The following is a 25210-nucleotide window of genomic DNA, read 5'->3' as shown; positions in this document are numbered from 1 at the left end:
TTTTACATATTAGTTCCGCAATTCTAACATAGTTTGCTAATGAACAAAATAATTGTGTTGTTTATTAATGAGGTAACAACTACCAGCTATTTTTTTACACTGCTTTTTTACATGTGTTACCGCATTAGATAATTGTTCGACGGAGTCAAAATACTGATATTCATTCGTAATTATGGCAATGGATAAGGATGTACATGTTAAAGGCTCCAGTTCGCCAGATCTATTAGCTACCTGAACATATGCTAAATCCCCCAACTCATAAAAACTAAGTATGTTGGCATCAAAGTCATCAATAATTTTTTGACACATCTTTTCTACCTCGTAATAAGGTAGAATAGCTACAAAATCATCTCCACCAATATGTCCTAAAAATTCCTCTACGCCGCAGATATGTCTTTTTAGTATTTCTGTTAAATACCGTAAAATTTTATCGCCTTTATTAAAGCCATATGTGTCATTGTAGGATTTAAAGTGATCTAAATCAAAATAGATTAAACTATATTGCGATAGCTGTAATGCTTCCTCTAATTTTTCATCGATTAATTTATTGCCAGGAAGACTACTTAATGGATTCAGGAAGCTTGCAATGGCTACTTGTGTATCAACAAGCTTTAACAATAACTCTCGAATACTAACCATGCCATAATAAAGCTTGTTTTTCGTGACGATGACATCATCATATAAATCCTCAGGAGGTCTGGCCATAGCTAATGTACTGACCTCTGTGATTGGTGTATTACGATCAACGATTAAAGGATTTTTCTTTATCATCAGCTGATTTTGACGTTCCATTAATAAATGATAGCCATACCGAGTACCGATTTTTTGATAGAAATGTGTGCGTGTAATATGTCCAATTGGTTTTTCATCACGCACAACAACAACGCTACGCAACGATGGATTACTTGTAAAAAGTACATCTACTTCTTTATTTTTCACAAATTCATCAATACACGGAACTTTCTCAATGACTTCCCCTATCTTCATGGTCACCCACCCTTATTTTCCCCATATATATTTCCTTTGCAGGCTTTCCTATGGCATAACCCTGTGCATAATGAATGCCGATACGATGCAGATAATCAAGCTCCTCTTGTCGTTCAATCCCTTCAGCGATGATTTTTGTATTGGCTTGTTCGGCATATTTCATTAACAATGTAACAAGCTGCTGTTGTTCACTATTTTTGTCAATGAATTGAATTAATGATCGGTCTAGTTTAATAAATTCTGGCTTTAAATAGATCAGCGTTTTCAAACTATTATAGCCTGATCCTACATCATCTACGGCAATGCGATAGCCCTGTGATCGATAATGCGATAATACTCGTTCAAACTCCACAAAATCTATTACAGCACTCCGTTCAGTTAGTTCAAAAACGACTTGCTGAGGTTTAATTCCAAGCTCCTTCAGTAATTGTAGTGTTTCTCCACTATGATATTTTTTATCTAATAAAACATTCGGATGTATATTAAGAAACACTAAAAAATTTTTATTCGCCAAGTCTTTGTGTAAACGTTCCTTAAAACGTTGCAAGGAAAGATTTCTACAAAAACATTCAAATAAAAAAACGCAATCTGTTTGCCCTACAAACTCATAAAACTGATCCACACTATTAAATAATGTTGAAGGTATAGGTCGATTTAATGCTTCAAATCCTATTGTTTGCTTTGACTGTAAATCTACAATAGGTTGAAAGTATGTATGTAAATCGTTATGCTGAATAATTTGTTTCAATGCTTTTAAACGCTTCATATATAACGAACTGCTTTGATGTTGACTATATAAATATTTTAAAAAAGAAAATAAATTATTTGTTTTTATCCTTTGTCCCACTGCAGACTCCATTCTTGCACCTCTTCATTTGGTTATTATGGTTCATTGTACGCTTTGATTGTAAATAGACTGTGAATCGAATGTAAAAAGAGCGAGTTCCTACATACGATTTAACAAAACATTTGACTAGTAAATATTTCATAATATTAAAACTATTTCAAATAATTTATTTGATATAAACTAATAATAGTGTATGATTGTAATAATAGGTTTATATTACCTATTATATTTTTTTGTGTTTTTACTGTATCGATCTTAATAGGGAAACCTATTTAGATAAAAATTATTCAAGGGAGGATCCTGTTAATGAGCTTGTCTATTCAACAATTACTGGAGAACAAAGGAATTACACCGAAACCTGAACACCTTGAACTATTAAAAACACGCTGGGAAGGTATGCAGTCCCTTCGTAGCAATTTAGAAGGTATTGCGATTGATGATGCAGACATCGCAGTACGTAGTATTCCTGGAGGTGATCACATTGACAACTGATTTACATTTAAAATCTGTTGAAGAGTTGGCACCTTTACTTGCATCAAAGACGCTATCTCCCGTGGAATTAACGAAAGCTATTTTAGATTTTGCTGAGGAAAGTCAGCCTAAAATTAATTCCTATATGGCTTTTTATCGGGAAGAAGCCTTAGCAAGGGCAAAAGAAGTTGAACAGGAGATTCTCCAAGGTCATTACAAGGGTATGTATCATGGGATACCTATGGCCTTAAAGGACAACTTGTATTTTAAAGATAAAATAACAACGATGTCCTCAAAAATTCATAAGGACTTCGTTTCTGATTATGATGCGACAGTAGTTGAAAAGCTTCGTGACGCTGGTGTTATTTTCACTGGCAAGTTAAGCATGCATGAATATGCTTGGGGAATTACCAATAACAACCCTCATTACGGTCCTGTTTGTAACCCATGGGATTTAGATAAAATTCCTGGTGGTTCAAGTGGCGGCTCTGGTGCGGCTGTTGCAGCTGGAGCAAGTGTTGCTTCACTAGGTACAGATACAGCAGGCTCTATTCGAATCCCATCCTCTGCTTGCGGCATTGTTGGTTTAAAACCTACACACGGTCGTGTAAGTAAATATGGCTGCTACCCGCTTGCATGGAGCTTAGACCATATTGGCCCGATGACAAAGACCGTTAAGGATGCAGCGGGCTTGCTCGAAATCATTGCTGGTTTTGATCATCGAGACCCTACTTGCATTGATATTCCAATAGACAACTATAAGAAGCAGATTACTGGCAATATCAAGGATCTAGTAATTGGTATCAATGAAGAATATTTCTTTAAAAATGTTGATGCTGATGTAGAGAAGGCTGTTAGAGCGAGTATTCAAAGCTTAGTGGATCAAGGCGCTAAAGTAGAAGTAGTGCGTATTCCATCCCTACAATATGCAGAATGGGCAGAGCTTGTGACATCCCTTTCAGAGGCAGCAGCTATACACCATTCAGATTTACAAAAGAGACCACAAGATTTTGGTGACGATATTCGTCTGCTATTTGAGCTTGGTGAATTGCCTTCTGCAGTCGATTACTTACAGGCTCAGCAGGTACGTCGTCAAATCAAGCAGGAGTTTACAGAGATTTTTAATGAGGTAGATGTGCTCATTACCCCAACCCTACCTGTTGTAGCTAGTACAATTGGGGATTATTTCGCAGAGTTAAACGGTCAAAAAGTAGATTTAATCGATAATATTATCCGCTTTACAGGCCCTAGTAACCTAACAGGCTTACCTGCCCTTTCAGTTCCTTGTGGCTTTAAAGGAAACTTACCAATAGGTCTACAAATTATTGGTCCAGCCTTTAAAGAAGGACGCATTTTAAATGTTGGCCATGCAGTTGAGCAAGCAAATCCGCAGAGAACTAGAAAGCCAAATATTTTTGCTAATATCTAAACGATAAGTGTTGGAAATCTGCTCACTTCGCGGTATACCGCTGAATGAGCAGATTTTTTTGGTGGATTCATACTAATGGTTTTTTATGAACAAGTAATTTTATAATAGAAGCTAGAAGCTTACTACAGGAAAGGCAATGATCCATTCATGAATGTAGAAAAATTTTTACAACTACCTATTACAAAAGACTTCACTGTTATTGCTGGTCACAAGGGCTTAAATAAAGCTGTTCAAAATGTAGAAATATTAGACTTTGAATTTTCACCTGATATCCACCATGTCAGGGATACTATCTTTACCCCCAACAGTGTTGTGTTAAGTAGTTTATTATTTGCAAAGCAAAAGCCTGAGTATTTATTCAATGCTGTTAAAAATCTAATTGAGCTTGGGGCGAGTGCTTTAGCCTATAAGCCTGTTATTTTTAAGGAATTACCTGAAGAAGTTTTGTCGTATGCAGAGCAGCATAATTTCCCTATATTGCGCTTTGGTGGAGATGAGTTTTTTGAAAAAATCATTTTAGAAACGATGGCTTATGCTAAGACACAGGATTATTCCTACTTTTTAGAGACGATTTTACGAAGGTTAATGGAGGAAGATGTAACACAGGAGCAAATAAAATCCATTTTACAACAGCTCAATAAACCCTTTGAAAAATATGTATTTATAGCAAATTTACGAGCAAGTGATCCAATCCACCAGAGCTGGATGCAGTCCTTTCACTCGTTGGAGCCACTATTAAAATCGGGTTTGATTTGTTCTTATAAAAAAAGTCTATTTATTATCATGACACATTCATCTCAGCAGTTCCAATTTGAAAGGGTGTTACGTGAATGGCTAGCATTATATGCCATACCCACTGATACAATCACTTTCGGCTATAGCAGTTGCTATGATACCCAGACAGGATTTCCCATTGCATTACGCGAAGCTTTTTTTGCTAATATTTTCGCTGAAATCGATATGCTCCCTAGCTGTCATTATAAGAATCTCGCGTCCGATTGTTTATTAATCGAGTTGTACCGTAAAGATTCAGTATTCGCAATGGACTATGTTACCTCTTTTTTAGCCCCTTTACTTGATAAAAAGGCTGATCCAGACTTAATGGAGACCGCCATAACTTATATCATTAAAAAAGGAAATATTAAGGAAGTTGCTGTAGCACAATTCTGTCATCCAAATACAATTCGCTATCGTATGGCTAAAATACGTCAGCTAGTAGCACCCATAGATAATGATTATGTTTTTTATGAACGCCTAGCTACAGCCGTTAAATTGTACTTATTACATAGCAAAATGACCAGTGACTAATCGCTTTGGAATAAGTACAAAAAAACGCCTGAATATTTAGAAATAAAATCAAATTCTTTTCTTCTCTCTTATGCTATTCTATTGAAGTTAGGAGGAAGAACACATGAAAACTTACATAGCTGATGGCATGTTATTAGTTACTGCAATCGTGTGGGGTAGTGGATTTGTTGTAACGGCCATTGCTCTAGAATATTTAACAGCATATCAAGTAATGGCTGGTAGATTTTTATTAGCTTCAATCATATTAACCGTTTTATTTGGCGCCCGCTTAAAAAAGGCTTCGAGATCAGTAATTTGGAAGGGAGCTTTATTAGGTACGATTTTGTATATAGCGTTTGCCCTTCAAACAGTCGGACTGCAATATACAACACCCTCTAAAAATGCCTTTTTAACCGCAGTTAATGTCATTATTGTTCCTTTAATAGCATATGCCGTTTATAAACGGCGTATCGATGGCTACGAAATCATTGGTTCGATAATGGCAATTGTGGGCATTGGCTTTTTATCATTACAAGGCTCATTGACAATGAATATAGGTGATGCCCTATCATTAGCTTGTGCTGTTGCTTTTGCCTTTGATATCTTTTGTACAAACCTTTTTGTTCAAAAAGAAGATGCCATTGCTCTAACTATTATTCAGTTTCTCACAGCATCCTTTATAGGTGTTCTCGTTGTCATTAGTCAAGGTGAAATTCCTACGTCGCTTGAAAAAGAGGCAATTTACTCGCTTGTTTATTTAGGGATTTTTTCTACGACAATAGCTTATCTTTTCCAGAATGTGGCCAATCAATATACAACTGCCACAAAGGCTGCGATTATACTATCAACGGAATCTTTTTTCGGCATGGTTTTATCCGTTATCTTCTTGCATGAAATGCTAACAAGCCGTATGGTCGTTGGTGCCGTCCTTATTTTACTAGCTATACTAATTGCCGAAGTGAAACCCGCACATCCAAAAAAGAAGCTAATGAAAGCACTCGATAATCAGACCCCCAAATAGTTTCAGTTTATACTGGAACTTTTTTTATGTTTATTAAACTCGACTAGTAATAATGCTTGTCGTAATCCCCACAACTAGCACTGTAATTATAGATAATAGCAAGGTCGAGGTTGATAGGAGAAAGCCACCTATAACAATCACGATGGAATCAATAAAAAATATTAATATCCCAACATTGATACCCGTTTTATCACAGATAAATTGTGCTATCAAGTCAGTCCCCCCTGTGCTTGTCTGAAATCGCAGCATTAGACCAATACCAAAGCCTACAAGTATTCCTCCAAGAATGGCACTATAGAGCGCATCAATTTGCACAAGATTGCGGACAGGCTTTAAAAAATCGATAATGAAGGAAGACGTTAGTAAGCCATGTATACTATTGTAAAAATAGGTTTTATATTTAAACCACGCAATAATAAAAATTGGAATACTAATGATAATAATCATTAAACCAATTTGGAGCTTATATAAATAATGTAATATTAGCGCTAACCCTACTACTCCCCCATCTAAAATTTCATAGGGCGTTAAAAATAAGTTTATTCCTAACGACAATGAAATACTTCCTATTATAATGACTAGACTTTTTGTAAAGAAATACATACAACCCCCCCCCCCTCCGTGTCTATGCATGTCTTATAGTATGAAAATAGGTTATTGAACATGTTATGAAATAACCTTAGATGATTAGCCATTTTTATCGAGTGCATTTGCTAAATTTCTTCGAAACTTATTCAATTTATTTCCGTATATACAGATAAATTTTAAATTAACAAAGGGGATTATGATATGGAGCATGCTTTATTGGAACAAGTTAAACATACTAGAACTTTTTTAAGACAAGAACAATTGGAAACAATCTTTGAAGAGTTTGATGGTCAACGAATGCGCTTAACAGAGGTACAGCGCTTGGAGAAATACCGTAAAATGCTTGAAAGTCCTTTTCGCTTTTTCCGTGGAAGTGCCTATCTCTTTTATTTTGATATGACAAAATCCGCCTCAATCTTCCATACTCCTGATAGAAAACCGACTTGGATTCAAGGTGACATGCATATGGATAACTTCGGTGCTTTTCAAAATGAAGCTGGCTCCATTGTTTTTGATGTCAATGATTTCGATGAGGGCTATGTAGGCTCTTATTTATACGATATTGTTCGAATGAGTGTTAGTATTGCACTTTATTTAGGGGAGCAGGGCTTACATAAAACAACTCAAGAAACAGCTATTCAACATTTCCTTAACAGTTATATCGATCAGCTAAAACGATTTGAGCGTAAACAGGATGATCCTCTAACACTCATATTCACAAAAGATAATACAAAGGGACCTGCAAAGAGGTTATTAAAAAAGCTTGAGAAACGCCCAAGATCTTACTTTTTACAGGATATTACGTATCTGAATGAAGATGGAGAACGATCTTTCTTATGGAATGAAGAAATTCAACCCGTCACTGCTGAAGAATACAATTCCATTTCAAACGCACTTTCCACTTATAAAATTAGGGACATAGCTTATAAATATGGATCTGGTACAGCTTCAATCGGTTTAAAACGTTACTATATTTTAGTGGAAGATGAAAAGGGTGCATCATGGGTTGAAAATTTAGTGTTAGAAATGAAAGAAGTACGCACAGCCATTCCTGCCTACTTTCTTCCCTATCAGGATCTATTTTGGGCTCATTATGAGCACCAAGGAGCACGAGTAGTTGGAACTCAAAAAGCCATGCACCACTTAGAGGATCCACATTTAGCCTTTATTACAATGAATGGTCAGGAATTTTATATTCGAGAACGTTCTCCTTATAAAAAGAAGATTAAGCCTAAAAACTATAAGGATGTAGAGGATTACTTTACAACAACATCACTTATGGGGAAAATTGCCGCTAAAATACATGCACGAGCTGACATCGATTATTCTCATGTTTTTACCTATCACAGCGAGGAGGAGATTTTAAAAGCAATCGGTAAAGAACAGAATGTATTTATAGAACATACAATTTTACAAGCAATGAGCTACAAAGAAACCGTCTATACAGATTATGCCTTATTCAAAAACTGGGTTGAAACAAAATTTATGTAATATGTAAAAAAGGGACCTTCGCTTTTAGCGAGGGTCCTCTCATATTGAATATTATTTCTGCTTAGCCTTCATACGAGCAAGTAAAAAGCCGCCCTTGAATGATTTAGGCTCATACGAGATAATAAACGCATTCGGCTCAAATTGCTCTACTATTTGAAAGAGCTCTCCTTCACGATTCCTCTTCGTTAAGATCTCATATTTATAGCGGTTACTATCTCGCCCTTCTCCGATATAAATCGTGACCGCAAACCCTTCGTTACGAAGAAATTTCACAAGCTCCTCATTCTTATTTTGCGTATTAATGGTTGTATAAACATAGCCTATCGCTAGCTTTCGTTCTATTTTTGCTCCTAAAAATATACCCAAGCCAAACCCAACAGCATAGACAACCATAGATAACATACTTTGCTTCCCGCTGAAAACAAGTGAAAGGCCAAATACATATACTAACATCTCCAGCATCCCAAATATCGCAGCAAGGAACGTGATATTCTTTACTAAAAATATTGTTCGTAATGTTAAAAAAGGTACATATACTAATTGTAGGATTAAAATTAAAACGATACTTTGCATTTGTGCTAGATCCTTTCAAAAAGTAATGAATATATTCCCTATATTGTATGTCCTAAAAAGTTGTCACATTCTATAAAATCTAGTTTTTATAACGTTTCCCTGATTATTTTATTTTAAACATCTACATAAACTAAATTCATGGGATTTAGTAATTTATCAGCTTCTTCTTTACTGAGTAAACCATTCTTAATGACAATTTCTTTAACTGTAGCATTGGTTTCAACAGCTTCAGTAACTACTTTGTTTGCGATATCATAGCCAAATAATTTAGAAATGACAATAGAAATTGAATAAGATCTTTCAGAATTCCGCTGATTTGTTTCCTTATTTATTTGAATTCCCTCAACACACTTTTGATTAAAGATAGGAATGCTTGATATTAAAAGTGAAAATGCATCAAATAAATTTTTCATAATAATCGATTCCCATATATTTAACTCTAGCTCTCCTCGATCAGCAGCAATTGTAATTGTCTGATCCATCCCATAAATATCAAAACAAACATGTAGCATCATTTCTGGAATACAGGGATTGATTTTCCCGGGCATAATAGATGAACCTGGTTGCACAGAAGGAATAGTGATTTCAGCTAACCCTGCTTTAGGTCCTGAAGCTAGTATCCTAATATCGCTTGCCATTTTAGATAACCCACTACACACCCCTTTTAAGCAGCCTGAGATTTTTATATAAATATCTGCATGCTGTAAACCATCAAAAAAATCTTCTACTTTGGTTACTGGTATTCCAGAAACTATTGGTAAATATTGATACATTGCTTTAATATAGCCTTTCGCTACACCCAAGCTTGTACCAACTGCGGTAGCACCGATAACTAGCATCAAACAGTCTTGTTGGAGTTTTAATAACTCCTTCTTTTGTCTCTTAATAAATGATAAATATCCATTAAATTGTTGACCAAAAGTTATAGGAAGAGCATCCTGTAAGCATGTTCGAGATATTTTAATGGCTGATCGAAACTCATTTACTTTATTTTCCATCGTCTTTTCTAATAGTTCTAAGTGTTTCATTAATTCATCAATATAAAGATAACATGCCATTTTCATTGCACTTGGCAATACATCATTTGTGGACTGTGACATATTTACATGCTCATTTGGATGTACACATGTATAGCCTTTTTCACCAGTAATAAGTTCATTTGCTCGATTGGCAATGACCTCGTTAAAATTCATGTTTGTTGAAAGGCCTCCACCTCCCTGATAAATATCTACAGGAAATTGATTTTCAAATTTTCCTGCTAAGATTTCATCTGTCGCATTCACAATGGCTGTTTTAATATGGCCATCAAGTGCTCCAACACTATGATTTGAAAGTGCTGCTGCTTTTTTTATATAGGCCATTGACTCTATGAGGTAAGGGTAACTTTCAATGGATCTCCCTGAGATAGGAAAATTCTCTAAGGAGCGCATTGTTTGGATACCATAATAAATATCAGAACTAATCTGCATTTCACCTAAGAAATCTTTTTCTATACGCATCCTTTAATTCCTTTGCTTCTATTATGAATTGCTTTAAAACTCTATGACAGCTCGACCAACATTGACACAGCTACAATCATGGAAGGAATCAAATGCATTATTAATATCTTCTAGCTTGATGCGCTCTAAAACTAGCTCGTCTAACTTAAACTTCCCATCTAAATATAATTGGGCGATCATAGGGAAATCGCGGAATGGCTGTGTATCTCCATAGAAGCTACCTTTTAACACCTTGCCAACACGATGGAATCCACCTGCAGGTAAATTTATTTTTTGCTCTGGATTAAAGGCACCAACTACAACCACTGTTCCACCTTTACGAGTTATTTTCCATGCATTTTCAGTAGCAATCGTATGACCTGAACAATCAATTGCATAATGAACGCCTATACCGTTTGTAATTTCTTTGACAATTGCTTCAACATCTTGATCTTTTGTGTTAATAATGTGTGTTGCACCAAATTCCTTAGCAATTTCAAGATTAGCATCTTTTACATCACAGGCAATTATTTTAGCTGCACCTGCTATGGCAGCTCCTTGTATTGCATTAACACCAACACCACCAATGCCGAAAATCGCAACAGTGGAGCCTGGTTTTACACCCGCCGCATTGACTGCAGCACCATAGCCAGTAGCTACACCACAGCCAATAAGTGATGCTTGGGCAAGTGGCATTTCATCAGGTATTTTAATACATGACATCTCTGGTACAACTGCATATTCAGCAAATGTTGAAAGCAATGAATTGTGGTACACTTTCTCATTGTTTATGCTTAATCGAGTAGTGCCATCCAATAATGTACCATCAAACATTGGTCCAAACGCAGATTCACAAAGATGGACCTTTCCTGTTACACAGAATTCACAAGTACCGCAGTAAGGAACCCAACTCAACGCCACCTTATCGCCAATTTTAACATTCGTTACACTTGAACCAACAGCCTCTACAATTCCTGCACCCTCATGACCTAGAATGGTTGGAGTTGGTGTTGTGCCATCACCCAATGCATTTAAATCGCTATGGCAAACGCCTGTAGCTGCGATTTTTACTAACACTTCATTATGTTTTGGTTCTGCAAGCTCTACTTCTAAAATTGCTAATGGTTTATTTATTTCTGTCATAACAGCAGCTTTCATTTTCATAGTGATTTCCCCTTAAAATATCAAATTAATATGCAAACCAAATTGCTCTTGTTTTAGTGAAAGCAGATAAGGAATGGATGGCATATTCTTTACCCCATCCACTTTGCTTAACCCCTCCAAATGGACTAGCAAAATCATAACATCCGTATTTGTTAACAAATACCATACCCGCATCTAATTGATTGGCTACGCGGTGGGCACGTGATGGGTCACCTGTCCATAGACCGGCAGCTAAGCCATAAATCGTGTCGTTTGCCATTTTAATAACGTTTTCTTCCGTATCAAATGGAATAATGCAAAGTACAGGGCCAAAAATTTCTTCTTGCGCGATTTTCATATTGTTATCTACATCTGCAAAAATGGTTGGTTGTACAAAATAGCCTTCCGCATTTGTACCCGTTAGATCACGCTCTCCACCAGCGACAATTCTTGCCCCCTGCTCTTTACCGCTTTTGATATAACCTAAAATTGATTCCATATGCTCTTTTGATATTTGAGCACCTTGCTTGCTGTTTGGATCAAATGGGTCTCCGCATTGGTAATTTTTGGCGTATTCAGCAATCTTCTCAACAACAGTGTCATAAATAGCATACTGAACAAATAATCTTGTTGGTGAAGAGCACTTTTCACCTTTATGTGTAAACAAACCATAAAAGGATCGTTCAATCGCGCCCTCTAAATTTGTTACGTCCTCAAAGATGATGTTCGGCGATTTACCGCCCAATTCTAATGTAACTGGTTTCAAGTTGCTATCAGCGGAATCACGTAATAATTGTTTACCAATTTTAGTACTACCTGTAAATGATAGTTTATCTATATCCATATGCTGGCTAATATAAGCCCCTACTTGACCATCCCCCAAAATTAAATTAATGACACCTTTTGGTAATACCTTAGCTTCATCAATAATTTCAAACAGTCGTATAGCGGAGAAAGAAGTTTTATCAGCAGGCTTTAAAATAACGGTATTTCCCATTGCTAGAGCTGGAGCCATTTTTAAAACTGCCATTTGAATCGGAAAATTAAAGGGTACAATTTGACCACAAACCCCGATTGGATCACGCGTCGTTACACTTAAGAAATCTCCTTCTACTGGATTATTTTCACCATAGAATTTGTCAGTCCACCCAGCATAATATTCAAATAAATCGTGTGCCTCTTGCACATCATCATTGTAAGCTTCTGTATATAATTTTCCATTATCAAGTGCCTCTAAAGTTGCTAGCTCTGCGTGGTGCTCAATAATAAGCTTACTAATTTCACGTAATACTCTACCGCGTTGTTTTCTGCTCATATTTTTCCATTCAGGACTATAAAGCCCTTCTCTCGCCGCTTGAACTGCCGAATCTACATCCTCTTTAGTAGCACAATGGAATTTGCCAATAACCTTCCCATTGGCTGGATTAATAGAATCGATTGTAGGACTACTACTATTTATCCACTGTCCATTGATATAACTTTTTTTGGTTGAAGATAACCAATCATGAGCCCACTCTAGTTTTGGTTGTTCAATACCATCAAAAATTTTCTGATTCATAATTTTTAGTCCTCCTATTTCTCTAAAGATTGCTGTTTCAACAATTTTGTAGCCTCGCTGTATCCTACTTTGTCTTTTAAATCACAAATTTTGGGTATACGCGTATTAGATAGTTCTAGACATCTTTGTTCATTGGCTTGAATGTCAACAAGACAAAGATTTATGAAGCTTTTTAAGCAATTAGTAAGCATATAAAAGCCATCTAATATATGCACACCTGCAAAGTTTTCAAATACATTTAAGTCCAGTTCTCCATGCTCAAATGCCGTCTGAACTACTCGCTCAATGCCAATAATTTCACTGCAGCATTGAATTATTGTTTCAGGCATTACGGGATTTATTTTTCCTGGGAAAAAAGATGACCCCGCCTGTATAGCTGGCAATGATATTTCAGCAAAACCTGCTTCTGGCCCTGAAGATAACAATCGAAGGTCTTTAGCCATTTTTAATAATGCCGTAGCAAACAAACTCAACTGCTTGGACACCTCAGCTAAATCATCGATATTTTGGGCAGCATCAAATAAATTCTCCCGTCGTCTTATAGGCAATTGTGTCACTTCTTGTAATTTTTTAATAACAGTTTGTTTATAGTCCTCACTAGCACCATCACCTTTACCTATAACAGTTCCTCCAAGATTGATCATCATTAAATCGTTTATGGATGCTTGTAATTTTTGATGTCTTCTTTTTATAACTGCCTCAAAGCCACTAAACTTTTGCCCGAGCTGAATACGTGAAGCATCCTGCAAGCATGTTCGTGAAATAGTTGTAATGGGCATAAACTGGATTGTTTTCCGTTTTAAAATTTGCGATAAATATTGTAACTCTACATCTAAACGCTTGTAACCACTCATTAGCGCTAATCGAATAGCAGTATGGCAAGCATCTGCTGTTGATTGTGAAGCGTTTACATGTTCGATGGGATGGACAGGAGCATAAGTACCTTTGATTTCATTAGATAGATTAGCTACTACCTCATTCATATTCATATTAATGCCAATACCGCCCCCACCGTGGTATACATCAACAATAAAATGTTCTGTATACTTACCATCAATCAAGTCATTACACGCTACAATAATCTTTTCTTTAATTGGTAATGAAATTACCTTGGCTTCATAGTTTGCCATAGCAGCGGCTTTTTTTACCATCGCTAATGATTGAATATAATCTGGATAATCTTTTAGTATGTTTTTCGAAAAAGATAGATTTTCTTTCGTTCGAACAGATTGAATACCATATAAAGCATCATTAGGAATTTCCACAGTTCCCAAGAAATCAGTTTCTATTCGCATAATTTGAATGGCTCCCTCTACAACAATTAATGACCTCTACACCATTAATTGTTCATATTATGAACTTTTTATTCGCATTAAGAACTTTAGGCTATTATATGTCTGAAAATTACGAAAGTCAACACGAAAAAAAGCGTAGATTTTTAGATTTCATTTAGATTATTTATGAACCTTCATTCAATAAAATTACCTGTAATACGGACAGCTTTGATTTTCAAAATTAACTATGTATAATTAAAAATATGGAAACGAATAAACTTATAGCAAATAAAAATAGTAAAGACGGCACTACAGTTCAAGCTGTAGATAGAGCTTTACTCCTACTAAAGCTTATAGGAGAAAACAGCTCACCTATTTCTGTAAAAGATTTATCTCTCAAAAGTGGTTTAAATAGGACAACTGTTTGGCGGTTAATAGGAAGTTTAGAAAATGAAGGTTTTGTTGAAAAAGACATCGCAACGAATAGCTATCAGCTAGGATTTACATTCTATCGATTAGCTTTACAAAATAATCCATATACTTCGTTAATTCGCAGATCTCGAAATACATTAGAGGAATTAAGGGAAAAGGTAGGTGAAACAGTATTATTAAGCGTTCCAAAGCATAACGGTATTTTAACAATTGATCAAATTGATACGAACCATAGTGTAAGATTAGTTGATTATACAAATACTGTTACACCATTACATTGTACCTCTAATGGAAAAGTCCTATTAAGCTTACTTTCTAAAAAAGAACTCGAACAGTTTTTAGAAAAAGAGCTTATTGCAACATCGAAATATACCATTACAGATCCTAAGCTATTGCAAGAAGAACTAGAATGGGTACGTTCTCATCAGGTGGGATTATCAATTGGTGAATTTGATGAAAATGAAAATGCTATTTCTGTACCTGTATTTGATAACAGGAACCTAGTTGCATTTATAACAGTAGGTGGCCCCAGCTTTAGACTTTCTAAAGAAGATTTATTGAATCTTAAAGATACGGTATTAAATGCAGCAAAGGATATTGAAAGACAGTTAAAATAAATTATTTAGAAATTAGAGACAAAGTCGATTTTACGGCTTTGTTTTTTTTATGAACAATTGATTTAATTTTCAAATATTAAAGGGAATATTGCTATATAAGAGAAAATTTCGTATTGAATTCGCTTTCAAAAAGAAATTGACAACATATTAGCCATAGACATATAATTAAAATATTCGCATTACGATCATACGGTTCATATTACGAACTTTTTTTAAGAACAATTTCCTCTACAAAAGATTTATGCATATTACTTCAAACAAGAATATGTTTACTAAAGGGCGATGGGAGGAATTTGATATGAGTAGTAACACAATGACAATGGATAACTCACTAAAGATCAAGCTAGATGATGCACCACTTAATAAGTTTCATATTAAAATTGCAGGTTTAACTTTTGGAGCACATTTCACTGATGGATATATTTTAGGGATTGTAGGGTTTGCCCTTACATTACTTACTCCACAAATGGGTTTGTCTTCATTTTGGGTGGGGTTGATTGGAAGCTCTGCCTTAATAGGCTTATTTTTAGGTAGCTTGATTTTAGGCTGGATTTCTGATTACATTGGCAGACAAAAAATATTCGTTCTCAGTTTTACGATTATAACACTTGCTTCTATTCTTCAATTTTTTGCTGATTCACCAACTGAATTAGTTTTTTATAGAATATTAATCGGGATTGGTCTTGGTGGAGATTATAGTGTTGGGCATACTATGCTTGCTGAATTCTCACCTCGTAAACATCGCGGGGTTTTACTTGGTTCCTTTAGCGTGATTTGGACAATTGGATATGTTGCAGCCAATATTGTCGGAATTTTCGCAACAGGTGCTTCTCCTGATGCATGGAAGTGGATGCTAGCCTCTTCTGCCATCCCAGCATTTATTATTTTAATTATTCGCATGGGTACACCCGAATCGCCAAGATGGTTAGTAAGTAAGGGCCGACATAAAGAAGCTCTTCAAATTGTGCAAAAATATATAGGACCAAATATTATTTTAGATGATGAAGTAGCACAAGCTAAGAAAAGTAGCTTTGTCTCTTTATTCCATAAGGATATGATTAAGCGTACTGCCTTTAACTGTATTTTCTTTGTATGTTTAGTAATGCCTTATTTCGCTATTTATACGTTTTTACCAATCATTCTAGATGAAATCGGGTTAAGAGCGGGACATACTACAGATTTCTTACTAAATGGTCTTCTAATTATAGGAGCATTATTAGGAATTTGGTTTACAGTTAAGTATTCTAGACGTGGTTTCTTAATTTCGTCCTTCATTGTTTTGGTTATTTCTTTGGGACTATTAAGTATATTACCAAGTAGTTTAACGGTGCTTATGATCATTGCTTTCTCTGTATTTACATTAATTTTATCTGCCGTAAGTAATCTAGTAGGTGTTTTCCCTGCTGAAAGCTTTCCAACAGACATTCGTTCCTCAGGGGTAGGCTTTGCCACAGCTATTAGCCGGTTAGGTTCTGCTGCTAGTACATTCCTGCTTCCAATGAGTATGGCTAACCTTGGTGTACAAAACACGATGCTCTGTTTAACAGGTATTTTAGTCATTGGTACTCTTGTTTCGATTGCTTGGGCTCCAGAAACTAAGGCACTATCTTTAACTGATGCTAGTAACGTTTCTGAATAATTAATATAAAATGCCACCTGCTACTATATAAAATAGTAAGAAGCAGGTGGCATTTTATGATGAAACTTTATTATATCTCCCCATGCATCGGGTCTTTTTTATGCTTTGGCCCAATCATGTTGAATAAAATATTAAGGATTATCGCTGTGACTGAACCACAAACAATACCATTTGACGTTAAGATTGAAACGCTTGTTGGCAGAGCATCAAAAATACCAGGAACCACTGATACACCGACACCTAAACTTACTGCAATCGCAGCAATCATGGCGTTTTCCGCTGATTCATTCATAACAGGTACTAGCATCCCCATACCTTGTGTAATTACCATACCGAACATCGCTAGCATTGCCGCACCTAGTACAGACGTTGGAATAATCGTTGTTAATGCTGCGATTTTTGGCAGGAAGCCAAGTGCTACAAGTAGACCACCTGTGATGTAAATGACTTTTCGGTCTTTTACGCCTGACATACGCGTTAGTCCCACGTTTTGTGAGAATGTTGTGTATGGGAAGGCATTGAAAATACCACCGATTACTGAAGCTAGACCTTCTGAACGGTAGCCACGAGCTAAATCTTTTGAATCTAATTTTTTATTACAAATATCACTTAGCGCAAAATAGACACCAGATGATTCTACTAAAGATACCATTGCTACAAGTGTCATAGTAATAATTGCCGTTACATCAAATGTTGGCATGCCAAAGTAGAAAGGTTGTACCATGTGAAATACATTAGCATCTGCTACTGGCGTGAAATCCACCTTGTCCATGAAGGCACCTAAAACGGTACCTACTACTAATCCAATCAGAATAGAAATAGCACGAACAAAGCCTGTAGAAAAGCGATAAACGACTAAAATGATAACCAATGTAATAAAGGCTAAAGCTACATTAGAAGCAGAGGCAAAATCCTCAGCACCTTGTCCACCCGCCATATTGTTTAATGCTACTGGTAATAAGGAAATACCGATAATTGAAACAACTGACCCTGTTACGACTGGTGGGAAGAATTTTACAAGCTTTCCGAAGAAGCCCGCAATTATCATTACAATTACACCAGAGGCAATAATAGAACCATAAATGTCCGTAATACCCTGTTCTGGGTTTGTACCAATTGCAATAATTGGACTTACCGCTGTGAATGTACAGCCAAGTACTACAGGCAAGCCGATACCAATGAATTTACCTGAATAAACTTGTAAAAGTGTAGCGATCCCGCACATCATAATATCAATCGCTACTAAATACGTCATTTGTGTTGAATCGAAGCCAATTGCCCCACCAATAATCAGTGGCACTAAGATGGCTCCAGCATACATTGCAAGTAAATGTTGAATCGCTAGCGCAGTCGATTTAAAGGTATTCATTACGCGCGAGCCTCCGTAGCAAATGTTACTTTGCCATCTTCAAGAGAATCTACAATCGCTAATGACTCAACGCGAACACCTTGCTCACGTAATAATTTTCCGCCATCTTGGAAGCCCTTTTCAATAACAATTCCAACCCCCACAACATTCGCACCCGCTTGTGCAGCTATATCAAGTAAGCCTTTGACAGCTTCACCATTTGCTAAGAAATCATCTACAATTAAAATATTGTCGTCTTCACTTAAAAAATTACGTGATACAGAAATATCATTTGTTTCATTTTTTGTAAATGAATGTACTTTTGATGTGTAAAGGTTATCTGAAAGTGTTAATGATTTACGTTTACGAGCGAACACTACCGGTGCACCGATTTCTAGTCCTAACATGACAGAAGGAGCGATACCTGAAGATTCTATTGTTAAAATCTTTGTAATCACTTGATCCGAGAAGCGATTTGCGAATTCATGACCAATTTCCTTCATTAGCATCGGATCAATTTGATGGTTTAAAAATGAATCAACTTTTAATACGGATGAAGATAATACTTTACCCTCTTGCATGATTTTGTCTTGTAATAACTTCATTTCTTTCATATCCTTCTTTCGTAAAAAATTATAAAAAAAGCCGAATACTTTGATTCCATTCTGCTACGAGTGGAGCAAAGCATTCAGCGCAAAAACGTCGAAATGAATAGAAAACAACATTAAAATTGAGGTTCTCTAAAAGCATTGCTACCCATAGTCGATTCATTTACGGTAAATCGGTAGAAACTTGCGAGCCCTATTCTCGCTATTATATGAGTGGATTTGTATGAAACTATCAGAATAAACAATTTATCACTTTATTCGGTAAGGGCTACTATCTCTCACCAAAAAAAGTTTGATTTTTCGGAATTTAATGGTATTCTAGAACTTTTTAATTGTAAACGTTCGTGTTTTCAATCAACGTACTGATTATAACAGACTATTTTCTAGCTTGCTAGCATTATTTTGATAAATGGAACGGTACAGTCATAATGACGACATTTCTGTGAAATAACAGTGATGTACGAATGAGAAGACTCGATTGGTTGTGTAGCATATGATGCCACCCTTTTTTCGGTAAGAATTGAGGGATAACAACCGTTACTTTATGACCTGTCTTTGTACATTGATGTTCTACTTTATCAATAAATTTAATTAATGGCTGTGTAATGCTTCGATATGGTGAATAGTAAGTAACTAATCGTACATCAGGTTGCCATGAATTCCATTTCTCTTCAAAAGCTTTTGCTTCTGCTTGATCGAAAGCTACATAAAAGGCGATTACTTTATCAACCTTGAGCGATTTAGCATAATGTAGGGAGTTTTCGACCACCTTTGTTATACCAGCTACTGGCACAATGAAAACATTCCCCTCAATAGTAGCCAGTTCCTCATGATTTAATCTTAACTGTTCTCCAACAGCTTGATAATGGTGCTTAATGCGATGGAATACAAAAATAATAATTGGTAAAAAGATAAACACTGGCCAAACTTGAGGCATTTTTGTCACAAAAAACATCATTGCTACGATGAAAGAGATAGCTGCCCCAATTGTATTGATCGTAAATCTCGCTACCCAACCTTTAGGTTTTTCGCGCCACCATTTTCGCATCATTCCTGTTTGCGCTAATGTAAAGGGAATAAATACACCTACTGCATAGAGCGGAATTAAATGCTCTGTGGCCCCGTCAAATAAGATAATTAAAACAATGGCTGCAACACCTAGCATTAAAATGCCATTTGAATAGCCAAGTCGGTCCCCTCGAATTTGGAAGATTCTCGGAATAAAACCATCCTTCGATAAATTCACAGCAAGCAATGGAAATGCTGAGTATCCTGTGTTTGCGGCAAGTACTAAAATCATTGCCGTAGTCCCCTGTACAATATAATAAAGGAAATTCCGACCAACACTAGCTTCTGCAAGTTGGGAAACAACTGTTGCTTCTGCTGTTGGTGCAACCCCATAAAAATAAGCTAGACTAACAATCCCGATGAATAAAACGGCTAAAATGCCGCCCATTGCTAAAAGCGTTTTAGCAGCATTATTAGGAGCAGGATTTCTAAAATTAGGTATGGCGTTAGAAATAGCCTCTACCCCTGTTAACGCTGAGCTTCCTGATGCAAATGCCTTTAATAAAATAAATAGGCTAATCCCTGCCACTGGTGTACCAATCTTTGGATGCAATTCTGCAGGCACCTGTCCAGTTGCTACATTATAGAGCCCAACCCCGATTAGCAATAGCATAACGCCTACAAATAGATAAACTGGATACGCCAAGATAGATGCCGACTCTGTTACACCTCGCAGGTTTAAAATCGTTAAGAAAATCACAAATATAATAGCAATGGGTACATTGTAAGGGTGAAGACTTGGAAATGCAGATGTAATGGCATCTGTCCCAGCTGACACACTTACTGCTACCGTTAAAATATAATCAACAAGCAAAGAACCCCCAGCCACAAGACCTGCATTCACGCCTAAATTTTCTCGTGATACGACATAGGCGCCTCCCCCATGTGGATAGGCGAAGATAACTTGACGATAGGATAAAATCAGTGCCACGAGTAGAATAACCACTCCAGTGGCAATAGGTAAGGAATACCAAAACGCCATTGTACCTACCGTCATCAGGACAATTAAAATTTGTTCTGGTCCATAGGCTACTGACGACAACGCATCGGACGATAATATGGCCAATGCCTTTGTTTTACTTAGCTTTTGTTCCCCTAACGCATCGGATCTTAATGGTTTGCCGATTACATAACGTTTGAATGAGGATTTCATTGATAAACACCTTCTGGTTTCATAGAATGTGTTTCGCCTTTCTAAATAACATCAAAAAACGTCTACAAGTCATCACTAAATAAGACTTGTAGACGCTCATCCGTCTGCCAAGCTCCACTTTTCTGCTCTTAACGCTTACGAGGTTAGCTGTCGGATTCGGGCCTGAGTTGCCCTACTCCTCCGAAAGGAAGAGATTCACCCCAAGAATGGCTATGCCATCCGTCAAAATTGGTTCCCCCGCGTCTAGTTGCTTCAGCGATTTAGAAATTTGAAACTTTTATAATGATGTCATATTACGCCTGCTAATTGAAAAAGTAAAGAAGAAAATTTTTCTTTTTTTTTGAGTAAAAACATAGGCTTTTTTGAACATTTAAATAACTACCTCTTAAATAAAATTTCCTGAATACCTAGTATATACCCACAATACAAACAATAAAAACTGCCTTAAAGGGATGTTCTACCTTTAAGACAGCTCATTAAATTAGTCATCGTAGCCTTGTTCAAAGTCTATTATGCTCCCAGAGACTGCATCCACGTCTACTTCGTATTCATTTTGACCGTCTTTCAATTCAATCTCATATACACCATCATCGAGCTTAATTTTTGTCACTTTACCGTTTGCTTTTGTTTGGGCTGTCTTGATAGCCTGCTCTTTTGTAATTATTTTTGTTGTAGCAGGAATATGATCATCCCAATCATCTCCATCAAGAGGTTCCTTTTTCTGCTTGAGTAATTTTCCACTATAAGCATCAAATTTCAAATCATATTCTTCTGTATCTGTATGCACCTCTACTTCATAAATAGAGCTAAACTGATTTTGATCAAATTCGATCTTTGCAACTGTTCCATCCACTACCGCGAGCGCTTTCTTCTCAATTTCCTGCATGGATAAGATCTTTTTTTCTTGGGCATTTCCTGATAATAAAGTCGTCGAGCCAATCGCTACTCCCACTCCAAGAGTAATTACTAGTGCTGGAATCATTATCATTTTTTTCATGTTTTTCATGTTCATCTCTCCTTTGTTTTATCTAAACTTAGCTTACCAAGTGAAGATGATAGAACTATAAGAGGAACATTAGAATTTCATGAGAATGATTTAATGATCGTCATCCCATGTCACAGACAGTACTTTTCCTGAAACAGCATGAATTTGAAATGTAGCTTCGTCCTCCTGCGTTTCAATCTCGACTAAATAGTAACCACCCTCTGAGGTTTCTTCAAAATCAACTGAATCCACTTCACCCTTTAATTGCTTGAGAGCTATTTGAATGGCCTGTTGCCCAGTAATAATAGGCTCTTCGATAGGTTGTTCTTGCGGTTCAACCTTTTTCTCTGCCAGTAGTTCGCCAGTATAACCATCAAGTGTTAAATCCTTCTGAATCTTCTCATTTTCAACACGGACAGTGTAAATGGAGTCTGTAAGCATAACGCTTTCTACATCTCCATATTCCTTTTTAACCATTTGTCTAATCTGCTTTTCGGTTAACAGTAATTTACTTTGTCCTTCTTTCATGATTAGATCAGTCACCTGTTGTGTCGTAACATCCAGTATAGCTGCATACTTAACATCCTCTCGCGTAAAAAGCATTTCAAAGGCATCTCCTTGTTTTTCCACATGTGTAACATGACCATTATAGATAGTCTCAATATAGCGAATAGCCTCCGCTTCACTAAGAGGTTGAACGTAAAAATAACGATTTTGAACAAACCAAATTACTCCACTACAAAGAAGGATAATAACAACAATTATCAACATCCACTTTTTCATTGCTGCCCCTCCTTTGGAATACATAAAGTAAAGCTTGAGCCTTCCCCTAGCTTACTTTTCACATCTATCGTTATACCTAATTGTTGTGCCAGCTCATGTGCTATTGCTAGCCCAAGGCCTGAACCACCTGTTTTACGATTACGATCCTCTGTTACACGATAAAAACGCTCAAACAAATGAGGAATATGCTCTGCAGGAATACCCATACCAAAATCTTGGATGGTAATACGTACTTGATTAGTTGTTTCTGTGGCTAGAATATGGACTTCATCCTCACTATACTTCCTAGCATTATCAAGCAAAATAAAGAGGAGCTGCTTCAATATTTTTTCATCACTATAAATAAATTTTGGAATCTGCGCATCAATTCTAAATGTTCGATGATAAGCCTGTTCCATTTGTGAAGCTACTTTTTTTAAGAATGGGACAAGCTCTAGTTGTTCGAAATGAACGTCCAATTGCTCTTTGTTTTTAGCTAGTTCTAGCAATTGCAACACCATTTCATGCATACGAGATGATTCATTGGCAATGGCTTGTAAGGATTCCTGAGCAACCTCCCGATTATCAAAACCTCTTCTTTGGAGAAGTTTTGCATAACTTTCAATAACAGTTATAGGCGTTTTTAACTCATGGGAGGCATTTGATACAAATTCTTGTTGCTTTTGATAATGCTGTTCAAGCTTCTCCATCATCATATTAAAAGTGCGGTTAATGTTTGTTAACTCGTCCCCACCTTTTTCTGTGGTATCTATTTTTTCATATTTCCCAGTAGATGCACTTTTGCGCATGGTCTCATTTAAACGTTCTAGCGGTAATAAAATAAGTCGCCCAAGTACCAAGCTCGCTAGGAAAATTGGAATCGTTGCCACGAAAGATACAACAACTAAGATGACCTTTAACAAATCTAAAGTCCGCTCTACTTCTTCCATAGATTGCTGTAATGTAATGTCCACTACCGTTCCGTCTATCCAAATAGCAGGCATTGTGTAGGTAATGGAAGGCGCCTTTTGCATTTTAAGTGTAGCCTGAACCTTCGTTTTCAAACGTTCACCATCATAAATATAAACAGCACCATCTGTTGGCATATATGCTCTTAAAACTTGCTGTAGGTTGGTTTGTGCATTTAACTGACTCAGTGTGGAGCTTAACTCATTTGCCCGTGACTGGAGCTGATTATACTCCGTATCATAGGCAAATTTCTCATACAACAAATAAATTCCACTATTTGTTGCCACTACTATAACTAGCATAAGCAATGTTGTTAGTAGATGAATTTTTGTTTTAAGTCTCATAACTATGTTCCTTTAGCACATACCCCACACCTCGAACTGTTTGGATAAGAGGTATTGGATTAGCAGCTTCAAGCTTTTGTCGTACATAACGTATATAAACATCCACAACATTTGTATCCCCATAATAATCATAGCCCCACACAGCCTCTAATATTTGCTCCCTTGTCAGTACTTGTTTAGGATGCTTCAGTAAATAGAACAACAAATCGAATTCACGAGGTGTCAGCTGAATTTCCTTATCGAAATATACAACTTCCCTTGTTTGCTCGTTTATCGATAAATGGCCAAATGTAAGAGCAACTTGCTTTGGGCTGACCTTCTGCGAAAATCGTAAAGCATTGCGTATACGTGCCAGCAGCTCCTCAATTTCAAAAGGCTTTGTCACATAATCATTGGCTCCTAAATCCAAGCCCTTTACCTTATCCTCTACCTCACTTTTGGCAGTTAGCATGATAACAGGCGTTTGGGATTCTGTTGCACGAATACGCTTTAGCACATCAATACCGCTCATCTCAGGTAGCATGATATCAAGTAAAATTAAATCCCATTGCTGCTCACGGTATTGTAGTAAGCCTTCTGCTCCTGTATGAGCCATTGTTGCCTCATATCCTTCAAATTGAAGCTCCAGTTGTAGTACTCTCGCAATATTTTCTTCATCTTCTATAATTAAAATTCGATGTGTCATGTCGAATCCGTCCTTCGCCTTTTCTTTTCATCGTATACGATACAAGTGGTGAAAGTCTAATTAGAAAATGATGAGAAAGACAATACATTTCTTTTTTGACACAGGGTATTTCTTTAACTAATAAACTTTCGGTAAAAAGCTGTAAATATCTCTTTTCTCAAAAATTCCTGAGCTTACCTTAGCAACTTTTTTGCCATTTAAACGGCTTGGAAAGGGAAACTCCAGATGTGGACCATTGTAATGAATAATTGTCACTGTACCATCAGAGTTATTACGCCAATCATAATTCCTTTCATCTGTTTTAATTGAAAGTTTAATCGATACAAAAGCTAAACTTAAGAATAGTATGAAGAAGGTAAGACGAACGATTTTCAATAGAAACACTTCCTTTTCTATTAGCATAATAATTTACATCCTTACGCACTATTGAGTAATGTTAATAATTTGAACAAA

At 36.4% G+C, this 25210-nt stretch carries 23 protein-coding genes and 2 riboswitches; of the genes, 7 read left to right on the top strand and 16 right to left on the bottom strand.

What is annotated here, in order from left to right; translation table 11 throughout:
• Positions 1-36: 36 nt before the first annotated feature.
• Positions 37-987: a GGDEF domain-containing protein gene (locus tag MHB39_RS01600; RefSeq protein WP_312125612.1), complete on the bottom strand. Its 951-nt coding sequence runs from the start codon at positions 985-987 to the stop codon at positions 37-39.
• Complete coding sequence (locus MHB39_RS01595; protein WP_312125614.1) at positions 965-1846, bottom strand: EAL domain-containing protein; 882 nt, start codon at positions 1844-1846, stop codon at positions 965-967. The genes MHB39_RS01600 and MHB39_RS01595 overlap by 23 nt, the downstream gene beginning before the upstream one ends.
• A 294-nt stretch (positions 1847-2140) precedes the next feature.
• On the opposite strand from MHB39_RS01595, the gene MHB39_RS01590 reads away from it, so the two are divergent.
• The 4 genes from MHB39_RS01590 (at position 2141) to MHB39_RS01575 (ending at position 6042) form a co-directional block, all read left to right on the top strand.
• Positions 2141-2326: a hypothetical protein gene (locus MHB39_RS01590; protein WP_009373346.1), complete on the top strand. Its 186-nt coding sequence runs from the start codon at positions 2141-2143 to the stop codon at positions 2324-2326.
• Complete coding sequence (locus MHB39_RS01585; protein ID WP_312125616.1) at positions 2316-3734, top strand: amidase; 1419 nt, start codon at positions 2316-2318, stop codon at positions 3732-3734. The genes MHB39_RS01590 and MHB39_RS01585 overlap by 11 nt, the downstream gene beginning before the upstream one ends.
• Before the next feature lie 147 nt (positions 3735-3881).
• Positions 3882-5042: a PucR family transcriptional regulator gene (locus MHB39_RS01580; protein ID WP_342545669.1), complete on the top strand. Its 1161-nt coding sequence runs from the start codon at positions 3882-3884 to the stop codon at positions 5040-5042.
• A 103-nt stretch (positions 5043-5145) separates the two neighbouring features.
• Positions 5146-6042, top strand: a complete 897-nt coding sequence (locus MHB39_RS01575) for a DMT family transporter (protein WP_066038376.1) — start codon at positions 5146-5148, stop codon at positions 6040-6042.
• 33 nt (positions 6043-6075) lie between these two features.
• Here MHB39_RS01575 and MHB39_RS01570 read toward each other — a convergent pair whose 3' ends face one another.
• Positions 6076-6645, bottom strand: a complete 570-nt coding sequence (locus tag MHB39_RS01570; protein ID WP_048391911.1) for a YitT family protein — start codon at positions 6643-6645, stop codon at positions 6076-6078.
• A 186-nt stretch (positions 6646-6831) separates the two neighbouring features.
• Here MHB39_RS01570 and MHB39_RS01565 point away from each other — a divergent pair, with 186 nt between their 5' ends.
• Positions 6832-8121 carry a DUF2252 family protein gene (locus MHB39_RS01565; RefSeq protein WP_342545667.1) on the top strand — a complete coding sequence of 430 codons (1290 nt, stop codon included), beginning with the start codon at positions 6832-6834 and terminating at the stop codon, positions 8119-8121.
• 51 nt (positions 8122-8172) lie between these two features.
• Here the strand turns inward: MHB39_RS01565 and MHB39_RS01560 are convergent, their stop codons facing one another.
• The 5 genes from MHB39_RS01560 to MHB39_RS01540 all read right to left on the bottom strand — a co-directional run bounded on the left by MHB39_RS01560 (position 8173) and on the right by MHB39_RS01540 (position 14168).
• Entirely contained in the window at positions 8173-8694 is a 522-nt protein-coding gene (locus tag MHB39_RS01560; protein ID WP_004227692.1) for a DUF2179 domain-containing protein, read from the bottom strand.
• Between the two features lie 113 nt (positions 8695-8807).
• A complete protein-coding gene (locus tag MHB39_RS01555; RefSeq protein WP_312125625.1) occupies positions 8808-10193 on the bottom strand; it encodes an aspartate ammonia-lyase in 1386 nt (461 codons plus the stop codon).
• A gap of 33 nt (positions 10194-10226) precedes the next feature.
• Positions 10227-11336 (bottom strand): Zn-dependent alcohol dehydrogenase, encoded by a 1110-nt coding sequence (locus MHB39_RS01550; protein WP_312125627.1) that lies wholly within the window; start codon positions 11334-11336, stop codon positions 10227-10229.
• A gap of 25 nt (positions 11337-11361) precedes the next feature.
• On the bottom strand, positions 11362-12873 hold the full coding sequence (locus MHB39_RS01545) for an aldehyde dehydrogenase family protein (RefSeq protein WP_312125629.1): 1512 nt from the start codon (positions 12871-12873) through the stop codon (positions 11362-11364).
• A 14-nt stretch (positions 12874-12887) separates the two neighbouring features.
• Positions 12888-14168 carry a lyase family protein gene (locus MHB39_RS01540; protein WP_312125631.1) on the bottom strand — a complete coding sequence of 427 codons (1281 nt, stop codon included), beginning with the start codon at positions 14166-14168 and terminating at the stop codon, positions 12888-12890.
• A 242-nt stretch (positions 14169-14410) separates the two neighbouring features.
• Between MHB39_RS01540 and MHB39_RS01535 the strand changes: the two genes are divergently transcribed.
• Together MHB39_RS01535 and MHB39_RS01530 are read left to right on the top strand one after the other, a co-directional pair.
• Positions 14411-15196: an IclR family transcriptional regulator gene (locus tag MHB39_RS01535; RefSeq protein WP_312125632.1), complete on the top strand. Its 786-nt coding sequence runs from the start codon at positions 14411-14413 to the stop codon at positions 15194-15196.
• Positions 15197-15494: 298 nt separating this feature from the next.
• Entirely contained in the window at positions 15495-16835 is a 1341-nt protein-coding gene (locus MHB39_RS01530; protein WP_312125633.1) for an MFS transporter, read from the top strand.
• Between the two features lie 70 nt (positions 16836-16905).
• On the opposite strand, the gene MHB39_RS01525 is transcribed toward MHB39_RS01530, so the two are convergent.
• From MHB39_RS01525 to MHB39_RS01490, 8 genes are all read right to left on the bottom strand, one after another.
• Positions 16906-18204: a nucleobase:cation symporter-2 family protein gene (locus MHB39_RS01525; protein ID WP_312125635.1), complete on the bottom strand. Its 1299-nt coding sequence runs from the start codon at positions 18202-18204 to the stop codon at positions 16906-16908.
• The gene (locus MHB39_RS01520; protein WP_026023439.1) at positions 18204-18788 is read right to left on the bottom strand and encodes a xanthine phosphoribosyltransferase; all 585 of its coding nucleotides are present in this window, start codon (positions 18786-18788) and stop codon (positions 18204-18206) included. Before MHB39_RS01520 ends, MHB39_RS01525 begins: the two co-directional genes overlap by 1 nt.
• A gap of 134 nt (positions 18789-18922) precedes the next feature.
• Positions 18923-19024, bottom strand: a riboswitch (purine riboswitch).
• 164 nt (positions 19025-19188) lie between these two features.
• The gene (locus MHB39_RS01515) at positions 19189-21012 is read right to left on the bottom strand and encodes an APC family permease (RefSeq protein WP_342545665.1); all 1824 of its coding nucleotides are present in this window, start codon (positions 21010-21012) and stop codon (positions 19189-19191) included.
• A 118-nt stretch (positions 21013-21130) separates the two neighbouring features.
• A riboswitch (cyclic di-AMP (ydaO/yuaA leader) is annotated at positions 21131-21280 on the bottom strand.
• A gap of 213 nt (positions 21281-21493) precedes the next feature.
• A complete protein-coding gene (locus MHB39_RS01510) occupies positions 21494-22018 on the bottom strand; it encodes a PepSY domain-containing protein (protein WP_342545662.1) in 525 nt (174 codons plus the stop codon).
• Positions 22019-22108: 90 nt separating this feature from the next.
• Positions 22109-22780, bottom strand: a complete 672-nt coding sequence (locus MHB39_RS01505; protein WP_342545661.1) for a PepSY domain-containing protein — start codon at positions 22778-22780, stop codon at positions 22109-22111.
• Complete coding sequence (locus MHB39_RS01500; RefSeq protein WP_342545659.1) at positions 22777-24072, bottom strand: HAMP domain-containing sensor histidine kinase; 1296 nt, start codon at positions 24070-24072, stop codon at positions 22777-22779. Before MHB39_RS01500 ends, MHB39_RS01505 begins: the two co-directional genes overlap by 4 nt.
• The gene (locus MHB39_RS01495) at positions 24062-24757 is read right to left on the bottom strand and encodes a response regulator transcription factor (protein WP_342545658.1); all 696 of its coding nucleotides are present in this window, start codon (positions 24755-24757) and stop codon (positions 24062-24064) included. Before MHB39_RS01495 ends, MHB39_RS01500 begins: the two co-directional genes overlap by 11 nt.
• A gap of 117 nt (positions 24758-24874) precedes the next feature.
• Positions 24875-25132 carry a hypothetical protein gene (locus MHB39_RS01490; protein WP_128568303.1) on the bottom strand — a complete coding sequence of 86 codons (258 nt, stop codon included), beginning with the start codon at positions 25130-25132 and terminating at the stop codon, positions 24875-24877.
• Between the last annotated feature and the right edge of the window lie 78 nt (positions 25133-25210).

It is taken from the genome of Lysinibacillus sp. FSL K6-4013 (assembly GCF_038630435.1).
Classification (GTDB): Bacteria; Bacillota; Bacilli; order Bacillales_A; family Planococcaceae; genus Lysinibacillus; species Lysinibacillus boronitolerans.
The sequence above is the reverse complement of the archived record's forward strand: the minus strand, read 5'-3'. Positions and strand labels throughout refer to the sequence as shown.

Bases quoted from the DNA above. Each gene is read 5' to 3' on its own strand.
- MHB39_RS01600 (WP_312125612.1), bottom strand. From the start codon at position 987: ATGAAGATAGGGGAAGTCATTGAGAAAGTTCCGTGTATTGATGAATTT.
- MHB39_RS01595 (WP_312125614.1), bottom strand. From the start codon at position 1,846: ATGGAGTCTGCAGTGGGACAAAGGATAAAAACAAATAATTTATTTTCT.
- MHB39_RS01590 (WP_009373346.1), top strand. From the start codon at position 2,141: ATGAGCTTGTCTATTCAACAATTACTGGAGAACAAAGGAATTACACCG.
- MHB39_RS01580 (WP_342545669.1), top strand. From the start codon at position 3,882: ATGAATGTAGAAAAATTTTTACAACTACCTATTACAAAAGACTTCACT.
- MHB39_RS01575 (WP_066038376.1), top strand. From the start codon at position 5,146: ATGAAAACTTACATAGCTGATGGCATGTTATTAGTTACTGCAATCGTG.
- MHB39_RS01570 (WP_048391911.1), bottom strand. From the start codon at position 6,645: ATGTATTTCTTTACAAAAAGTCTAGTCATTATAATAGGAAGTATTTCA.
- MHB39_RS01565 (WP_342545667.1), top strand. From the start codon at position 6,832: ATGGAGCATGCTTTATTGGAACAAGTTAAACATACTAGAACTTTTTTA.
- MHB39_RS01560 (WP_004227692.1), bottom strand. From the start codon at position 8,694: ATGCAAAGTATCGTTTTAATTTTAATCCTACAATTAGTATATGTACCT.
- MHB39_RS01555 (WP_312125625.1), bottom strand. From the start codon at position 10,193: ATGCGTATAGAAAAAGATTTCTTAGGTGAAATGCAGATTAGTTCTGAT.
- MHB39_RS01550 (WP_312125627.1), bottom strand. From the start codon at position 11,336: ATGAAAATGAAAGCTGCTGTTATGACAGAAATAAATAAACCATTAGCA.
- MHB39_RS01545 (WP_312125629.1), bottom strand. From the start codon at position 12,873: ATGAATCAGAAAATTTTTGATGGTATTGAACAACCAAAACTAGAGTGG.
- MHB39_RS01540 (WP_312125631.1), bottom strand. From the start codon at position 14,168: ATGCGAATAGAAACTGATTTCTTGGGAACTGTGGAAATTCCTAATGAT.
- MHB39_RS01535 (WP_312125632.1), top strand. From the start codon at position 14,411: ATGGAAACGAATAAACTTATAGCAAATAAAAATAGTAAAGACGGCACT.
- MHB39_RS01530 (WP_312125633.1), top strand. From the start codon at position 15,495: ATGAGTAGTAACACAATGACAATGGATAACTCACTAAAGATCAAGCTA.
- MHB39_RS01525 (WP_312125635.1), bottom strand. From the start codon at position 18,204: ATGAATACCTTTAAATCGACTGCGCTAGCGATTCAACATTTACTTGCA.
- MHB39_RS01520 (WP_026023439.1), bottom strand. From the start codon at position 18,788: ATGAAGTTATTACAAGACAAAATCATGCAAGAGGGTAAAGTATTATCT.
- MHB39_RS01515 (WP_342545665.1), bottom strand. From the start codon at position 21,012: ATGAAATCCTCATTCAAACGTTATGTAATCGGCAAACCATTAAGATCC.
- MHB39_RS01510 (WP_342545662.1), bottom strand. From the start codon at position 22,018: ATGAAAAACATGAAAAAAATGATAATGATTCCAGCACTAGTAATTACT.
- MHB39_RS01505 (WP_342545661.1), bottom strand. From the start codon at position 22,780: ATGAAAAAGTGGATGTTGATAATTGTTGTTATTATCCTTCTTTGTAGT.
- MHB39_RS01500 (WP_342545659.1), bottom strand. From the start codon at position 24,072: ATGAGACTTAAAACAAAAATTCATCTACTAACAACATTGCTTATGCTA.
- MHB39_RS01495 (WP_342545658.1), bottom strand. From the start codon at position 24,757: ATGACACATCGAATTTTAATTATAGAAGATGAAGAAAATATTGCGAGA.